Origin of the sequence: Bradyrhizobium sp. SPXBL-04 (assembly GCF_051853035.1) — a bacterium.
Lineage (GTDB): Bacteria > Pseudomonadota > Alphaproteobacteria > Rhizobiales > Xanthobacteraceae > Bradyrhizobium > Bradyrhizobium zhanjiangense.
In genome coordinates this window covers 4,460,364-4,476,597 of the sequence record NZ_CP182472.1, presented here as the reverse complement: position 1 = coordinate 4,476,597, position 16,234 = coordinate 4,460,364, and the positions used below count along the sequence as shown (strand labels likewise).

Annotated in this window: 12 protein-coding genes and 1 tRNA gene; 8 read left to right on the top strand and 5 right to left on the bottom strand. The window is 63.1% G+C overall.

What is annotated here, in order from left to right; genetic code table 11:
- Window positions 1-71: 71 nt before the first annotated feature.
- Window positions 72-845 carry a DUF502 domain-containing protein gene (locus ACNJX8_RS21160; RefSeq protein WP_439356640.1) on the bottom strand — a complete coding sequence of 258 codons (774 nt, stop codon included), beginning with the start codon at window positions 843-845 and terminating at the stop codon, window positions 72-74.
- 84 nt (window positions 846-929) lie between these two features.
- Window positions 930-2,756 (bottom strand): glutamine--fructose-6-phosphate transaminase (isomerizing), encoded by a 1,827-nt coding sequence (glmS, locus tag ACNJX8_RS21155; protein ID WP_439356639.1) that lies wholly within the window; start codon window positions 2,754-2,756, stop codon window positions 930-932.
- A 218-nt stretch (window positions 2,757-2,974) separates the two neighbouring features.
- Between glmS and ACNJX8_RS21150 the strand changes: the two genes are divergently transcribed.
- Window positions 2,975-3,190: a hypothetical protein gene (locus tag ACNJX8_RS21150; RefSeq protein WP_128941160.1), complete on the top strand. Its 216-nt coding sequence runs from the start codon at window positions 2,975-2,977 to the stop codon at window positions 3,188-3,190.
- A gap of 6 nt (window positions 3,191-3,196) precedes the next feature.
- Here the strand turns inward: ACNJX8_RS21150 and glmU are convergent, their stop codons facing one another.
- Window positions 3,197-4,564, bottom strand: coding sequence for a bifunctional UDP-N-acetylglucosamine diphosphorylase/glucosamine-1-phosphate N-acetyltransferase GlmU (gene glmU, locus ACNJX8_RS21145; protein WP_439356638.1), 1,368 nt, complete (start codon window positions 4,562-4,564; stop codon window positions 3,197-3,199).
- 172 nt (window positions 4,565-4,736) lie between these two features.
- On the opposite strand from glmU, the gene ACNJX8_RS21140 reads away from it, so the two are divergent.
- From ACNJX8_RS21140 to ACNJX8_RS21130, 3 genes are all read left to right on the top strand, one after another.
- Window positions 4,737-6,107, top strand: a complete 1,371-nt coding sequence (locus ACNJX8_RS21140) for a hypothetical protein (protein ID WP_439356637.1) — start codon at window positions 4,737-4,739, stop codon at window positions 6,105-6,107.
- Window positions 6,108-6,291: 184 nt separating this feature from the next.
- Complete coding sequence (locus tag ACNJX8_RS21135) at window positions 6,292-6,549, top strand: hypothetical protein (protein ID WP_091894444.1); 258 nt, start codon at window positions 6,292-6,294, stop codon at window positions 6,547-6,549.
- A 428-nt stretch (window positions 6,550-6,977) separates the two neighbouring features.
- Complete coding sequence (locus ACNJX8_RS21130) at window positions 6,978-7,358, top strand: hypothetical protein (protein WP_091894442.1); 381 nt, start codon at window positions 6,978-6,980, stop codon at window positions 7,356-7,358.
- Here ACNJX8_RS21130 and ACNJX8_RS21125 read toward each other — a convergent pair.
- Window positions 7,318-8,877, bottom strand: coding sequence for a glycoside hydrolase family 17 protein (locus ACNJX8_RS21125; RefSeq protein WP_164934921.1), 1,560 nt, complete (start codon window positions 8,875-8,877; stop codon window positions 7,318-7,320). The genes ACNJX8_RS21130 and ACNJX8_RS21125 overlap by 41 nt on opposite strands.
- Window positions 8,878-9,206: 329 nt before the next feature.
- Here ACNJX8_RS21125 and ACNJX8_RS21120 point away from each other — a divergent pair, with 329 nt between their 5' ends.
- The 4 genes from ACNJX8_RS21120 to ACNJX8_RS21105 all read left to right on the top strand — a co-directional run bounded on the left by ACNJX8_RS21120 (window position 9,207) and on the right by ACNJX8_RS21105 (window position 15,579).
- Window positions 9,207-9,794 carry a beta-1-3, beta-1-6-glucan biosynthesis protein gene (locus ACNJX8_RS21120; protein ID WP_128937403.1) on the top strand — a complete coding sequence of 196 codons (588 nt, stop codon included), beginning with the start codon at window positions 9,207-9,209 and terminating at the stop codon, window positions 9,792-9,794.
- A gap of 216 nt (window positions 9,795-10,010) precedes the next feature.
- The gene (locus ACNJX8_RS21115; protein WP_439356636.1) at window positions 10,011-12,671 is read left to right on the top strand and encodes a glycosyltransferase; all 2,661 of its coding nucleotides are present in this window, start codon (window positions 10,011-10,013) and stop codon (window positions 12,669-12,671) included.
- Window positions 12,672-12,985: 314 nt separating this feature from the next.
- Window positions 12,986-13,061 (top strand) — tRNA-Lys (locus ACNJX8_RS21110).
- 1,387 nt (window positions 13,062-14,448) lie between these two features.
- The gene (locus tag ACNJX8_RS21105; RefSeq protein ID WP_439356635.1) at window positions 14,449-15,579 is read left to right on the top strand and encodes an acyltransferase family protein; all 1,131 of its coding nucleotides are present in this window, start codon (window positions 14,449-14,451) and stop codon (window positions 15,577-15,579) included.
- Between the two features lie 157 nt (window positions 15,580-15,736).
- On the opposite strand, the gene ACNJX8_RS21100 is transcribed toward ACNJX8_RS21105, so the two are convergent.
- Complete coding sequence (locus ACNJX8_RS21100; protein ID WP_128933669.1) at window positions 15,737-16,012, bottom strand: hypothetical protein; 276 nt, start codon at window positions 16,010-16,012, stop codon at window positions 15,737-15,739.
- Window positions 16,013-16,234: the final 222 nt, after the last annotated feature.

Genomic DNA, 16,234 nt, shown 5'->3' with positions numbered 1-16,234 from the left:
TCAGTTCAACCGGAGACTAGCAGAGGACGCGAACGCCTGCGTGAACGCGGCCATCCCGCGCGGGAATGGCCCTACTCCACTTTCGCAGGCTGCTGGGGTTGGAGCGCAGACGTGTTGGCGATGCGTGCGGCGTTCGCCACGCCCGCGAGCGCGGCGGCCTTCTTCGGATCTGGTGCCGAGCCAGGCTGCACCACGCCGGCCGACATGATCAACGTCGCGGCATCCTCGGCGCTGAGGTCGACCTCAATGATCTTGCTCTTCGGGACATAGAAGAAGAAGCCGGTGGTCGGGTTCGGCGAGCACGGCAGGAACACCGAGACGTGCTCCTCCTGTCCCGGCAGGTTGCGCGCAATGTCCTCGTTCGGCGATTGCGAGATCAGCACGATCGACCACATGCCGGGCGAGGGAAACTCGACCAGGCCCACTTTCCGGAAGCTCGAACCCTTGCCCGAGAACAACGTCTCGAACACCTGCTTGAGGCCGCGATAGATCGCGCGCACCGCCGGAATCCGGCCGAGAAAGGTCTCGCCGACGTCGACCAGCGTCCGGCCGATCAGGTTGGCCGCGAGGAAGCCGACCAGCGTCAGCGTGAAGAATGCGACAATCAGTCCCCAGCCGGGAACACCATAGGGAAGATAGGTTTCGGGTCGATAGGCCAGCGGCACGAACGGTCGCACCACGCCGTCGACCCAGGTGACGAACCACCAGACCAGATAAAGCGTGATCGCGATCGGCCCCGTCACGACGAGGCCGGTCAGGAAATAATTGCGAAAACGGCCCATTAGGCCGGTATGTGGTTCCGGGACGGGATCAAGAGGCGCAGGCGCGTCGTCGCGGGGGGTCATTCGGGTTCCAGATCGGTCGCAGCACACAAGCTAGGGTCTTCTAGCAGGTTTTGGAAGGCTGCGACCAACCGATATCCCTTGTGCCTATTCCACGGTCACCGATTTCGCGAGGTTGCGCGGCTGGTCCACGTCGGTGCCCATCACCACGGCCGTGTGATAGGCGAGCAGCTGCACGGGAACGGCATAGACCATCGGCGTGAACGCCCCCGCCATGTCGGGCATCACGATGGTGACGAGAGAATCGACCGTCGCCTCCTCCGCGCCCTTGGCATCGGTCATCAGAATGATTTTGCCGCCGCGGGCGGCGACCTCCTGCATGTTCGAGACGGTCTTTTCGAACACCCGGTCATAGGGCGCAATGACGACGACGGGCATGGTCTCGTCGATCAGCGCGATGGGTCCGTGCTTCAGCTCGCCGGCAGCGTACCCTTCGGCGTGGATGTAGGATATCTCCTTCAGCTTCAGCGCGCCTTCGAGCGCCAGTGGAAAACTGGTGCCGCGGCCAAGATAGAGCACGTCGCGCGACTTTGCGATCTCGCGCGCCAAACGCTCGATCTCAACCTCGGTGGTGAGCGCATCCGACATCAAGCGCGGGATCTCGACGAGGCCATGGACGAGCCTGGTCTCATCCTCGTCTGACAATTCGCCGCGGGCCTTGCCGGCCGCAATTGCAAGATTTGCGAGCACCATCAGCTGGCAGGTGAAGGCCTTGGTCGAGGCGACACCGATCTCGGGTCCCGCCAGCGTTTGCAGCACGGTCTCGCTTTCGCGCGCGATCGTCGAGGTCGCCACGTTGACGACGGCGACCGTGTGCACGCCCCCGGCCTTGGCATAGCGCAGCGCCGCCAGCGTGTCTGCGGTCTCGCCGGACTGCGAGATGAAGATGGCGAGATCACCCTTGCGCAGGGGCGCTTCGCGGTAGCGGAATTCGGAGGCGACGTCGACCTCGACCGGCACACGCGCAAAACGCTCGAACCAGTACTTTGCAACGAAGCCGGCATAGCTCGCTGTGCCGCAGGCCGTAATGTTGATGCGCTGGATGGTCTTGAAGTCGAATGGCAGCTTGACCGGCAGGGAGACGCGCTCGGTCGCCATATCGACATAACGCGCGAGCGTGTGACCGACCACTTCCGGCTGCTCGTGGATCTCCTTCGCCATGAAGTGGCGGTAGTTGGCCTTGTCGACCAGCGAGGTCGAGGCCGCGTGCCTGATCTTGTCGCGCTGGACGGCGTGGCCGTCCTTGTCGAAGATCGTTGCGCTGTTGCGGGTGAGCACGACCCAGTCGCCGTCCTCGAGATAGCTGATCGTCTCGGTGAAGGGGCCGAGCGCGATGGCGTCGGAGCCGAGATACATCTCGCCGTCGCCATAGCCGATCGCGAGCGGCGGGCCGTTGCGGGCGCCGATCATGAGGTCGTCGTCGCCGGCGAAGATGAAGCCGAGGGCGAAGGCGCCGCGTAAGCGCGCCAGCGTCAGCTTGACGGCCTCGACCGGCTTGTTGCCGCGCGCGAGCAGATCGTCGACGAGGTGCACCACGATCTCCGTGTCGGTCTCGGTGTGGAACACCGTGCCCTTCGTCTCGAGTTCCTCGCGCAGCTCGCGGAAATTCTCGATGATGCCGTTGTGGACCACGGCGACGCGCTCGGTCGCGTGCGGATGGGCGTTGTTGACGGTCGGCTTGCCGTGGGTGGCCCAGCGGGTGTGACCGATGCCGGTGGTGCCCTTCAACGGCTCCGCCTCGAGCCGCTTCTCCAGGTTCTTCAGCTTGCCCTCGGCGCGGCGGCGCTCCAGATGCGTGCCCTCGAGTGTGGCGACGCCCGCGGAATCGTAGCCGCGATATTCGAGACGTTTGAGCGAATCCACCAATTGCTCTGCAACCGGCTCGCGCCCGAGAATGCCGACAATCCCGCACATGCGGATCACTATCCCCCAAATCGCCGAAAAATCGCCTAAACGACGCGGTCGGTTTTAGCGAAACTCCTACGGAACCAGATACTCAATAATTATTGCTGATTGAGACAGCGCCAGATCACACCGAGCCTCGCCTGCGTCGATTTGGCCGGCCTTTAACCCCGCACGTTAACTCACTGTCAACATGTTTGGCCAACGATTCCCACCCAGGAGAGACGGCCATGAGAAGCTCATCCGACCGCAAAGGCCTGTCGTCGATGTATCTGCGCGCCAGCGAGACCTCGGGCACGCACCTTGCGCATTGGCCGCCGCCCCTGCGGGGCAAGGAAAACAAGCCCCTCTTCATCAAGCATCCCGAAGGCGAGCCGGCCAAGCGTGCCAAGCCGCGCGGCTGGCGCCTGACCCGCGCGATCTTCTCCGAATTCGCGGACGAATAGCCTCGCTCACTTCTCCGGCTTCTTTTCGAGAGTCTTGCCGCCCGTCTTCATCTCGCGATAGCGCGCAGCACCGCCTTCCCGGATGGTCTGCTGGTTGCGCTCCAGCGCCATCGCATCATCGGGCACATCGCGGGTGATCACCGAGCCGGAGCCGATATAGGCGCCGTTGCCGATCTTGACGGGGGCGACCAGCGAGGAGTTGGTGCCCACGAACGCACCCTGCCCGATCACCGTCTTGTGCTTCCCAAAGCCGTCGTAGTTGCAGGTGATGGTGCCTGCACCGATGTTGGACTTGGCGCCGACGATCGCATCACCGATGTAGGCGAGATGATTAGCCTTCGCTCCCGCCTCGAGCGTCGCGGCCTTGGTCTCCACGAAGTTGCCGATCTTGGCACCTTCGCCGAGCGAGCTGCCCGGCCTCATGCGCGAGAACGGACCGACAGATGCGTTCTTGCCAATCGAACTCTGCACGATGTGCGAGAAGGAATGGATCACCGCGCCGTCAGCGATCGAGATGCCCGGGCCGATGACCACGAACGGCTCGATGGTCACGTCCTTGCCGAACACGGTGTCGGCGGACAGGAACACCGTCTCCGGCGCGACCAGCGTGACGCCGGCCTCCATCGCCGCTTTGCGTAAGCGCGCCTGCATCACGCTTTCCGCTTCGGCGAGTTGCGCCTTGGTGTTGATGCCACGCACTTCGTCTTCACTGGTCTCGATCACGACCGACTCCCATCCCTTTTTGCGGACGATGCCGACTGCGTCCGTCAGATAATATTCGCTCTTGGAATTGGCATTGCCGATCTGCCCGAGAATTTCGAGCGCGCGGCGACCGTCGATCGCCATCAGGCCGGCGTTGCACAGATCGATCTTGCGCTCCGCTTCACTGGCATCGGCCTCTTCGCGGATCGCGACCAGGCGGTCACCCTCGACGATGAAGCGGCCATAGCCCGAAGGATCGGCGGCGCGAAAACCGAGCCCGGCGATCGCGGCGCCCCTGGCGAGCGGTTCGCGCAGCCGCGCGAAGGTTTCGGCCGAGATCAGCGGCGTGTCGCCGAATGCGATCAAGAGATCGTCGACGCCCCGTGCAATCGCCTCGCGCGCCGCCAGCGCCGCATGCGCGGTGCCGAGCCGCTCGGCTTGCACGAAGGTGAGCGCATCGGGGCGGCTGCGCCTCGCTTCCTCCGCGACCGCCTGATGATGGGGACCGATCACGACTGCGAGCGACGTGCCGGTTCCCTTTGGCGCGGCGGCGAGCACATGGGCGAGCAGCGTCTGATGTGCGACGGGATGCAGCACTTTCGGCAGGCTCGATCGCATGCGCGTGCCTTCGCCGGCGGCGAGCACGATCGTGAGGCTGGAACGGGCGGTCATCGAAATCCTGTCAGATACGGCCGAATCAATTGGTGCGGCGGACGGCAGGCCGCCCTGATGCCATCGCCTTGCTACCCCCGCAAACGCCCGGAATTCAAGTGCGAGGCGTATTTCCTGTTAATGTTCCCTGATTGATTCGGGGAAGCCGGACAGGGCTGGGCACTTAACGTTCATGGCAAAGGATTCCGACCCACTGGCGGATGCCTTCGGCACCAAGGAGACCGGCGGGCTGTTCTCCGGACTTTTGGCCGAGGAAAGCGCATTCGACCGGCGCATGATGTGGCGGCTGGGCTCGTGGGGCGTCGCGGCCGTGGGGGCCGTCGTCATCGCCGTGATGGCCAATCAGGCCCAGCTCAGCTGGCGGCGCGACCAGGTCGCCTCCGCCGATCTCGCGCGCCAGGCCGACCGGCTCCAGATGCTGACCAAGGAGAGCCAGAACGAGGCTCGCCGGCTCGCCGCCGCCATCGAGACGCTGAACGGCGATCGCGACCGGCTCTATTCGCGCGTCACGGTGCTGGAGCAGGGCCTCGATTCCGTCACCGGTGCCATCGCCAAGCAGAGCGCCGCGCCGCCGCAAGGCGCCAAGCCGCAGGATGTCGCGCCAGCGACCGCAGCTCCCAGCGTGGCGCCGGTCGCCTCGACGCCAGCTCCGGCGAGCGAGAAGCCGCGCACTGAAGCCGCCAAGGATAATCAGAAGGATACTCACAAGGAGCCTGTGAAGGAGCCCTCGAGCCCACCGCCGCAGACCGCGGCTGCCGCCTCGCTCGTGCAGCAGTCGCCGACCATTCCGCTGGTGCCGTCCAAGTCGATCATGGCGCCGCCGGATCCGGCCGCGTCCAAACTGATTCAGCCCGAGGCAGCTGAGAAGGCCGCCGAGAAGAAGGCCGAGCCGGCTGCTGCTCCAACCGAGGTCGTCGCGGCAGCAACGAAGCCGCCGGAAGCAGCCGAGACCGAAGCCCCCGCGATCGCAGTCCAGCAGACGCGCTTTGCAATCGACCTCGGCGGCGCCAACTCGATCGACGGCCTGCGCGCGCTCTGGCGCGGCGTGACCAAATCCAATCCGGAAGTCGGCGCACTGCGGCCGATCATCATGATCAAGGAGGGCGCCACCGGCCTCGGCATGCAGCTCCGCTTGGGTGCCGGTCCCCTGATCAACGCCGCCGCCGCCGCAAAACTCTGCGCCAGCCTCACCGAGAACGATCGCCATTGCGAGACCACCGTGTTCGATGGCCAGCGCCTGTCGATGCGCGGCGGCCAAGAAAAGGCGCAAGAGAAGGCGCAAGACAAGAGACAAGAAAAGACTCAGGACAGGGTTCAGGAGAAGAGCTCCGAGAACAACCAGGACGCGGTACCGCAAGCCGAAGCCGCGCCCGCGCCCAGCGCCAAGCCCGAGAAGCCGCAGCGCCGCCGCAGCTACTCCTCGAAGCGCTCGTCAAAGCATGAGGAGCCCGCGCCTGCACCCGCGGCTCAGCCGGCACCGGCGAAGCCGGAGACGGCATCAGCGTCTGCGGGATCGACGCTGTCGTCGTTCTTCCGGCGGTAGGTCAGAATCTGCTTCCACCTGAACGCGCGGTGAATGCCGTCGTGTTCCTGCGCGCGGAGATGGACTTAAATTTCGGTCCGCCACCGAAACCAGCCACCGGCCGCCAAGTTATCCCGGTCCTGAACCGGAGCGGCCGACACGCGACATCGCTCGTGCCCGCGTCCATGACCAAGGAGAAGTACACGTGAAGAAATTGATTATCGCGACGGCCGTCGTTCTGGCGGCATCCTCGGCGCTCGCGCAAACGACGAAATCGCCGGGCGCTTCGAGCAACGCGCCCGGTCAGCAGATGCAGAACACGACGAAGCCTTCGACAGCTCCCGGCGCTTCCGAATACGCGCCCGGTCACCAGACCAATACCACCGCGGGACCAGGCCACTCGGAAAGCGCGCCCGGACAGAAGATGCAGAACACGACGGGCTCGAGCACCAAGAAGAAGTGAGGCTGCGCCTCGCCTTTGTAACTTCGATAACCGGCGCCTGATCAAAGGATCAGGCGCCGGTCTGCATTTGGAAACAGAGCCGGAAGACGCAAGGTCGAATTTGATGGCTCTTTGCGCACGCAATGATTTACTCGATGCGCGCCTTTTCCTTCAGATCCCGAATGCGCATCTCCGCTTCATCCCTGGACTGGACGATTTCCGACCAATCCTCCACCCGCGCCTCCTTGCTCAACCTCTTGAGCTCGTTCAGCTACTCCTGAGTTGGCTTGTCCATGCTCACTCCTTGAAGGCAACATGCGTTGGACGTCATAACATTCAGAACTCAGCCCGCCCCTCGCGTGTTCCCAAAGGCTGCCTGGGCGAGCCAAACCAACAGAAACACCGCCTGCCCTGTTGCCTGCCCGCGCCATCCCGACCATATTGCCTCCATGAGAAAAAAGCCCTTCCGCCTCACGCCCTACCAGGTGCAGTTCCTGATCGTCGTCGGCTTCGTTTCCGTCGGCTATGCGCTCTATCTGCGCTACCTCGCGATCGAGCTGTCGCAAGTCGCGCTCGCCTGCGATGCCGGACTTCAGACGCTGATCTGCAAGGCGCGCTCGGTCTCGACCGTGCTGTTCAAGAATTCGGTGTTCGGCATCGTCGCGCTGGTGGTTGCGACGCTTAACCTGATGCGGCCGTCGATCGTGCTGCTCACCGTCGGCGTCATCGCCGCCGGCCTCGGCATCGTGCTCTACAATGTTGTGCTGTCGGGCCTTGCGATCGGCCTGTTCATTCTTGGATTTGCTCGGCCCGCGCCCGCCACAGCGTGAGCGCAAACAAAAGGTAGATCGCGCAGGTCCACAGCGACTGCCAATTCTCGCGGCCCTCGTTGAAGAGCACAAAGACGGCCGACAGCGCCAGCACGCCTGCGAACACCGCCTCCGCGATCGGACGCTGGCCGATCTGCGGCCGGTTCAACATCAAGAGCGCGAACGGCACCACCGCCATCGTCAGCGCGGCGTAGGGAAAATCCTTGTAGCGCGGGTCGAACACGAAACCGAGCGCGGTCTGCGCCGCGATCACCGCGGTCACGGCCAGCGTCAGGCCGAGCACGGCGGTGAGCTTCGACCATTTCCGGCCCTCGCGCGGACCGAGCAGATCGAGGAAGGTCGGGAGGCTGCGGCCGATCACCATCGCCTGCGCGCAGAAGATCGGCGACAGGATGCCGGCGAGCAACAGCGCGCCCCAGAGCAGCCAGCCACCGATGCCGTAGCTCTCGTAATACATCTTGTCGGCGCCGATCCCGAGCAGGATGCCCGCCGTCGTCGCCGAGATGCCGACACCGAGCCAGGCCGAGAAGCGCGGCGTCCAGGGCCGCCGGCGCAGCGTGAGACCGGCCACCGCGAACACCAGCACGCTGAGGCCCATGCCGGCGCCCATGTACCATTTCCAGTATGGGAAATTGCTGATCGGCTCACCCGGCGGATATTTCAGGCTCCGGCGCACCGAGTCATACAGGCCCCAATAGCCGCCGACGGTGCCTTCCAGCTTGCGCTTCCACGGCTGGTCATAGGACTCGATCAGGTTGACGCGGAACTTCTGCGCCTTCGCAAGGCTCAGGATTTCCGAGACGACGCGCGCCTGGTTGGTGCGCGACGGCAGCGCGCCGTCGCGCATGCGCCCCTCACTCGGCCAGCCGGTTTCGCCGATCAGGATCTCCTTGCCCGGAAACGCCACCGCCATGCGCTCGCGGATCGCCTCGACATGGCTTGCTGCGAATTTCGCCCGCACCGGGAAATCCTCCCAATAGGGCAGGATATGGATCGTGACGAAGTCGATGGCGTCATAGACCTCGCGATTCTTCAGCCAGTACTCCCAGACGTCGGCATAGGTGACGGGCACACTGACCTGCGCCTTGACCGAGCGGATGATGGAGACGAGGTCGGCCGTGGTCATCTCGCCGCGGAGCAGCACCTCGTTGCCGACGATCAACGCGGTGATGATGGACGGGAATTCCTTGGTGAGGCGAACCGCGAGCGCGGCCTGCTCGAAATTCTTGGCGCGGTTGCTGGAGAGCCAGATGCCCTGGAGCACTTTCAGCCCGCCGACCTTGGCGGCGATCGCCGGCACCTGGTCGAGCCCGTTCTCCATCGAATAGGTGCGGACGCAATCGGTGATCTGCTTGAGCTGGCGCAGGTCCTGCTCGATCTGGTCGGCGTCGATATGCGTCCACGCATCCAGCGGCGACTGCTCGCCGCGGAACGGTGCGTAGGAGACGCATTGGACCTTCTCGGCGGGATCGATCGGGGCGCGCGCGAGCGTGATCGGCGTCGCCAACCACCACCACACGGCAGCAATCGCACCCAGTGAAACGAGCAGAAGCGCCAGTGGCGTACGAAGAGAAATCGGTTCCGTCCTCCGCGAAGGGCCCGTCGATTACCTGCTTGCACGCCGTCTGCCAAGGGGGTGCCCGGGTGTGGATCAGTTCCTCCCCCCGCGGATTTTGGCTGCGGCCGTTCGACCGGGGCCTAGCATCGTGACTTTGCTGGACAAAATTCCAAATACAGGTCATGGACTCCCAAGGACTTTTCCGCCGCATTGGAGACCCATTTGGACGCCATCACCGGCGCGTCCGCGAGGTCGGGATGCGGACGGTCAGCGGACATATTGGGGAATTCATGCGGCAACGGGTGTTCGAGTTACGAAATGCGGTCCTGCGGCAGTTCGCCGCCACCTTGGCAGTCTCCTGCCTTCTCGTTCTCGCCGGTCTCGGCGGCGCCTACGCCCAGAGCGGCTCGCCCGCCCCCGACCAGAGCAAGGCCGCCGCCCAACCCGCCGACGCCGCCAAGGACGCCGCCCAGAACCAGCGCCGCACCGACGAATTCGCGGAAGCGGCCCAGGTCATCAACGGCCCCGCCGGCAATCCCGAATGCGTCTGGCTCGGCCGGCGCGTGGTACGGCTGATGTGGCGGGATGATCTCGATACCGCGTTCCGCCATCTCGACCTCTACGACCGTTTCGGCTGCCCCGGCGGCCACATCCAGGCCGCCTTCCGCTGCCTGACCCGCTTCGGCGGGCAGATCGACCCCAAGGTCGCCGAGACCCTGGACAGCCGCGTGCACGCTTGCTGGATCAACCCGGCCTCCCAGCCGCAGCAAGCGAGCGCCTCGCAAGCCGCAGCGCCGGCTTCGGGCACTTCGCAAGCTCCCCAGCCGGCCGCCAGCCCCTCGCCTGCGCCAAGCCCAACGCCCGCGCCCCAGAAATAGCCGCGATCGTTTCAGCTGTCGTTCAGGAACGATCGGCCATAGACACGGTTGGCACTGCCACGCGTCGTTCGAAAAGGCCATGCCCTCATAAGGACATGAGGCCATGACAGTTGTGAAACCGCACGGCAGAGGTATGCTCCCTTTGCCGCGGACTCGGTCGGATCTCGGGGTCGGATCCGCTGCCCTGCCACCTCAGCCCCTTTTGGTTTAGCCGCGATGCGCGTTGTCGCCGCCGTTCTGTTGCTTGTGTCCGCGCTCCACGCCGGCCTCTGGGGAATCCTGCGCGACAAGGAACCCGCGCCTGATTTCAAGGGCCTGTTCCCGAGTCTGTCTTATACGCCGTTCGAACCGGGACACGTCGTCGACATCAACGTCGACACCGACAAGATTCGCGCGGACATGAAGAAGCTCTCGACCCTCACGCGAGCGATCCGGTCCTACTCCGCGACGGAAGGCAACGAACTGGTGCCGCCGATCGCCGCCGAGTTCGGCCTCAAGGTCACGGTCGGCGCCTGGATCGACAAGGACGAGGATCGCAACGAGCGCGAGATCAAAGCGGCGATCGAGCTCGCCCGCAAGAACAGCAACGTGATCGGCATCGTGGTCGGCAACGAGGTGATCTTCCGCGGCGAGCAGAAGGTCGAAGACCTCATCAACAAGATCAAGAAGGTCAAGGGATCGGTCCGCGTTCCCGTCACGACGGGCGAGATCTGGAACATCTGGCGCGATTTTCCGGACCTTGCCTCCAGCGTCGATTTCATCGCCGCGCACGTGCTGCCCTATTGGGAAAACTTCCGATCGGACCAGGCGGTCGACCAGGCCGTCGACCGCTACAACCTCCTGCGCAATCTCTTTCCCGGCAAGCGCATCGTGATCGCCGAGTTCGGCTGGCCGAGTGCCGGCTACAATTTGCGCAACGCCGATCCGGGCCCGTTCCAGCAGGCGCTGATCCTGCGCAACTTCGTCAGCCGCGCCGAAGCTCTCGGCATGGAATACAACCTCGTCGAGGCGATCGATCAGCCCTGGAAATTCTTCGAAGGCGGCGTCGGTCCTTACTGGGGCATTCTCAACGCCAATCGCGAGCCGAAATTCGCCTGGACCGGTCCGGTCGAGAATTCCGACTATTGGAAGCTGATGGGCATCGCGCTGCTGGTCGGCATCCTGCTGTCATTGCCGATCATGCGGCTGTCGCAGCCGACCGCCGCGCAGGCATTCCTGCTCTCGGTCACCGCCAACGGCGTCGGCGCCTGGGCTGCGACCGTGTTCGCCTATTGGAACGGCCACTACTTCCTGTTCGGCTCGGCCTTCGCGCTGACGCTGGGCATGATCCTGCTCGTTCCGCTCGTACTCATCGCGATGGCGCGCATCGACGAGATCGCCGCGGTCGCTTTCGGCCGGCCGCCGCAGCGGCTGATCACGAAGGGCAAGCCGGTCGAGAACGTGCCGGAGAATTACTACCCGAAGGTCTCGATCCACATCCCGGCGTACTTCGAGCCGGTCGAGATGCTCAAGCAGACGCTCGATGCGCTGTCGCGGCTGAACTATCCGAACTACGAATGCGTCGTCATCATCAACAACACGCCGGATCCCGCCTTCTGGCAACCGATCCAGGACCATTGCCGCGCGCTCGGTGAACGCTTCAAGTTCATCAACGCCGAGAAGGTGCAGGGCTTCAAGGCCGGCGCGCTGCGCATCGCCATGGACCGCACCGCGGCGGATGCCGAGATCATCGGCATCCTCGATGCCGATTATGTCGTCGATCCCGACTGGCTGAAGGACCTCGTGCCGGCGTTCGCCGATCCGCGCGTCGGCCTCGTGCAGGCGCCGCAGGAGCATCGCGATGGCGGCCTGTCGATCATGCACTACATCATGAACGGCGAATATGCCGGCTTCTTCGACATCGGCATGGTCCAGCGCAATGAGCTCAACGCCGTCATCGTGCACGGCACGATGTGCCTGATCCGCCGCGCCGCAATGGACATGGCCGGCGGCTGGTCGTCGGATACGATCTGCGAGGACAGCGATCTCGGCCTTGCGATCCAGGAGCTCGGCTGGACCACCCATTACACCAACCACCGCTACGGCCAGGGCCTGCTCCCTGACACCTACGAAGCCTTCAAGAAGCAGCGTCACCGCTGGGCCTATGGCGGCCTCCAGATCGTGAAGAAGCACTGGCGGCAATTCCTGCCCGGCCGGAGCCGGCTGACGCCCGACCAGAAGCGCGAATATGGCCTCGGCTGGCTGAACTGGCTGGGCGCCGAAAGCCTCGGCGTGGTCGTGGCGCTGCTCAACCTCGTCTGGGTGCCGATCGTCGCCTTCGCCGACATCGCCATCCCCGACAAGATCCTGACGCTGCCGATCATCGGCGCCTTCATCGTGTCGCTGGTGCACTTCCTGTCGATGTATCGCGCCCGCGTCGCGATCAAGCCCGGCCAGATGCTGGGCGCCATGATCGCGGCGATGAGCGTGCAATGGACGGTGTCGCGCGCGGTCGCGCAGGGCCTCATCACCGAGCACATCGCCTTCGCCCGCACCTCCAAGGGCGGCCTTAGCAGGATGTCGATCGAGTTCCAGGCGTTCTGGGAGGCCGTGATCGGCGCGCTGCTGGTGATCGGTGCCGGCGTGCTGATCGCCAGCAACAGCTTCCGGCAGATCACCGAGATTTACGTCTTCGCCGGCGTCCTGGTGTTGCAAAGCCTGCCGTTCCTGGCCGCGGTCGCGATCGCGATCCTCGAGCTCAGCCGCATCAACTCGTTCCAGTTCTGGCGCGACAGCGCGATCCGCTCCGCCGAGCTGATCGGCCTGCGACCGGTCGCCCTGCCGAACCCCGGTACGCCGCAGCCGGTGCCGAATGAGGTCCGGCGCGAGGCGAACTGACGGGCGCCCCAACCCGGGCGCCCGGACCCCGTGATTAAAAGTCACGTGCTCTTCGGCGTGGATGACCGCCCGCCAATCAGGTTGAAAATCCCAAGCTAAGCCGTGGGAATACCGGTGGAATCCCCGCCCCTGCCAAGAACTTCGGCAGCCACCCGCACTATTGACCTCCGCAGCCACTCCCCCTACACAGCGCGGAAGCATGATCCGGAAACAGCCGGTTTTCCCCGCAACGCAAGTCGAGCGTGGCGGCAAGACATGCTTCTCGAAATGACCGAACACGATGGCGATCCTCTTCAAGCCATCAGCGGCCATGGGAGCGCGTAGCTCAGCCGGTAGAGCACGTGACTTTTAATCACGGGGTCCTGGGTTCGAGCCCCAGCGCGCTCACCAAGCCAAATCAAATATTTAGCCCGGAATACGAGCCGACCTAAAAAGTGCTCTGTGGGCACCGTGTTGGCAAATCGACTGCTGCGCTCAGCGCGGGTGAGTCAATTTGACTCAACGACACCGCGAGCCCGCCAATTCCATCCTGCCCTGGGTTGGCAGAGGGCTGGTTATGGATGCGGTGTCGACGGTGGGCTGGGTCGTTCTGGTCGTCGTGTTTGTGGGGGTGGCAACTATAGCGAGCGGTCGCCCCTAAATGCAGCGGCCAGGGTGAACCGCCGGCGCCTGTCCCGTCGGCTGCCTGACGTATTCCCCTATTACCGGACACGGCGCCGATCTGACCACCACCCGTGAGGCCTTCGCGCGGTGGATTTTGCTTTTTGATCGGCCGCCACCGCTCAGTATGATGCCCGAGTAGCCAGTCACAGTTTACCGTGGAGTGGCACAATGACGCATAACCTCGTAGCCGTGTGTGTCGTCGTGGCCTTAATTATCATGGCCTCGATTGGCTTCGCCCAAAAGCACCATCAATGTTGGAACGGGCACGTGCTCAAAAATTGGCGGCACGGGCACGTGCTCATAACCCGTGAGCCCTGCGGATCCGTTGGCCCCTCCATATAGAACCGCCGCCCCTCGCAGCTTTTCCCCACCCACGACGCGCAGTCGCTCGCGCGACGGATGAGCCCTAAGGGATTGATAATTTGCGAGCTACTTACAATGCCGCTTTGATCGCGGCATGCCTCGCCCTGCACGCCGCCACACTCTTACGCACGCCGACGGCCGGCGCAGTAGACCAGGACCCCGCGCATGCCCATCTCGCGCATCTGGCCGAAGGTGATCTTGAGCGGTCATTGCAGCCATCACGTGGCTCTGAACGCCGATCGCTGGCCTGACGATGTTCACTTGTCTGATATCGAGCCGCGTTTCGTCTGCGGCGAATGCGGTAGCCGCAGAGCTGAGGTCAGGCCCATTACGACCATTACGGTGACAGTGCACTTAATGTGCCACGGAACGGGTGCCCCTTAGTTAAGTGCACTGTCACCGTATTTCCTAGGTTCGAGCCCCAGCGCGCTCACCAATCAGCTCCAATAACGTCGCGAATGGCCAACCAGCAAAGCTCGTGGGCATTGTGCTGGCAAATCGACCATCGGCTGCGGCGATCTCGGGCTCGCTCGACGATTCTGTTCGTGACGGAGACCAAGCCATCACGATTGAACTGGGGCAGCGTGCTCACTTGCCAGTTCCAATCATTCTGCTGCCCAGGCCGACTGCGCCGTCGTAGAACTTGGAAACACATAGACACATATTGCAATAGTTCAACTAATCGTCGAGATTGACGCCATATGCATCTGAACTGATCGCGAGACAAGAATTGAGCTGTAGTCAGTTTACGTTGGATGGATCAAAGAACGACACGTCGTTAGCCCTGGATGCACTGCGCGCCATCGCAGCCCAGATGGTCTGCATCGGTCATGGCATCTCGTTCTTCCTGCCAGAACTCCGCCAGTCCGGGCTCCCTCTGCCCCAGAATGTCGGCGTGTTACTGTTCTTCGTGCTTTCTGGATTCCTGATTAGTTATACGCTGCTCGAGAAATCGAGAAACCCCAGCTACACTTTCTTGCAGTTCTTCATTGATAGAGCCGCCCGCATCTACTCTGCCCTAGTGCCATGCCTTCTGCTTGTGGTCCTCGTCGACACGGGGACCATTTGGCTCATTGGCGATCGCGTCCTGGAGGGTAGTCGAAGTCCGACGATCTTTCTCGCCAATTTGCTGATGATCGAAACCTACCGCGGTCCGCTTGAGCACCTGAGCCTGCTGCGATGGCCGATCATTGGTTCTGCCAGCCCGCTCTGGACACTGGTGATCGAGTGGCACATCTATCTGTTCGTTGGCGCGCTGTTTTTCATTGGGGCGACGCCTGCCCGGGCGACTATGCTGATACCGATAGCCGTCATTTTCGGTCAGATCCCCCTCCACTACATGTTTGGGGCTCTTCAAGAGGACAACGGTCTCGGTCGATCGCTTTTTGCCCTGTGGCTGGCAGGCGCTTACAGTTATGTCGTCCTGAGGTCCGTTGCCTTGCAAAGCAGGACGCTTGGCGCCGTGCTGGCCGTCGGCTCGATCGTCGCCTATGTGGCGACGACCCGCGCATATCTCGAATACAAGCCCGTAACCTACCCCCTGCTCGTACTCTTTGTTCTAGGGGTCGTCGTGGCAACGCAGGCAGGACGGATCGCCGCCTCTCCGTGGCCTGCAAAGATCATCCGGTTTTTCGCCGGCTATTCCTTCACCCTCTACCTCATTCATCACACCCTGATGTATCCGGCCTTCCTGCTCTGGAAGGACGCCGGATGGCTGGTCTTTATCCCGGCCGTCTTGGTAGCGAACGTTGTCGCTGCGGTCGTTGCCACGTATACCGAAAAGCGGCACAAGCAGCTTGCGCAATGGCTCCGGCGTAGGATCTCACGTAACCAGTTCTTTGTCCGCGGCGAGCCAGGCATCCGGATCCGCGATGCCCAATGAGCGCGATACTGTGGAAGCACTTGCGACCATATTACGGTGACAGTGCTGTCACCGTAATTTGGAGCGGTTCGCATGTTCAAGTGCGAGTGCGGCGAGCAGACTTGGACCGAGGATCTTGGACCGAGGATAAAGAGTGAGGCCGCCAACTGAGGCGGCCTTAATTCATTTTGCGGCGGAGCTTCTTGGCTAGCTTCCTTTGGTCGTCGCCGTACTCTTTGGCAGCTTGCCGCGCTTGCTTGGTGCGATCTCGGAAAGTGTTTGGAGGAGGCATCTTTGCTATCGCTTCTTCCAGTTCGACCGCGATAGCCCTGTAGCGCGCGAGCAGCGTTGCGAACACGTTGCGCTGGAGCTGACTCTTTGCGGCCTTCTGCATGCGCTCGCATTCTGCGATTTGCCCGCGAAGTAGTTCTAAGTGGGCTTGCATGCCTTTCATGACATCATCGCGGGCGAAGGGTCACGGTCCTGGAGCGCCCCTCCCCAATCGTCGTGCGTGAACAGAGCTTGTGAATGTTGTCAGTACTGAGAATGAATTAGGACACTCCCAAAATCAAGTTAGGACACTGAGGGTTAGATACGGACGGCAGCCGACCGCGCATGAGAACTATACGATGGACCAGAACAAAGGCCCGCCCGTAGCTGGCGGGCCGTGTCACAC

Excerpts from the sequence above, each read along its gene's own strand:
- ACNJX8_RS21115 (WP_439356636.1), top strand. The coding sequence starts at position 10,011 with ATGCGCGTTGTCGCCGCCGTTCTGTTGCTTGTGTCCGCGCTCCACGCC.
- ACNJX8_RS21120 (WP_128937403.1), top strand. The coding sequence starts at position 9,207 with ATGCGGCAACGGGTGTTCGAGTTACGAAATGCGGTCCTGCGGCAGTTC.
- ACNJX8_RS21160 (WP_439356640.1), bottom strand. The coding sequence starts at position 845 with ATGACCCCCCGCGACGACGCGCCTGCGCCTCTTGATCCCGTCCCGGAA.
- glmU (WP_439356638.1), bottom strand. The coding sequence starts at position 4,564 with ATGACCGCCCGTTCCAGCCTCACGATCGTGCTCGCCGCCGGCGAAGGC.
- ACNJX8_RS21130 (WP_091894442.1), top strand. The coding sequence starts at position 6,978 with ATGAGAAAAAAGCCCTTCCGCCTCACGCCCTACCAGGTGCAGTTCCTG.
- ACNJX8_RS21150 (WP_128941160.1), top strand. The coding sequence starts at position 2,975 with ATGAGAAGCTCATCCGACCGCAAAGGCCTGTCGTCGATGTATCTGCGC.
- ACNJX8_RS21140 (WP_439356637.1), top strand. The coding sequence starts at position 4,737 with ATGGCAAAGGATTCCGACCCACTGGCGGATGCCTTCGGCACCAAGGAG.
- ACNJX8_RS21100 (WP_128933669.1), bottom strand. The coding sequence starts at position 16,012 with ATGAAAGGCATGCAAGCCCACTTAGAACTACTTCGCGGGCAAATCGCA.
- glmS (WP_439356639.1), bottom strand. The coding sequence starts at position 2,756 with ATGTGCGGGATTGTCGGCATTCTCGGGCGCGAGCCGGTTGCAGAGCAA.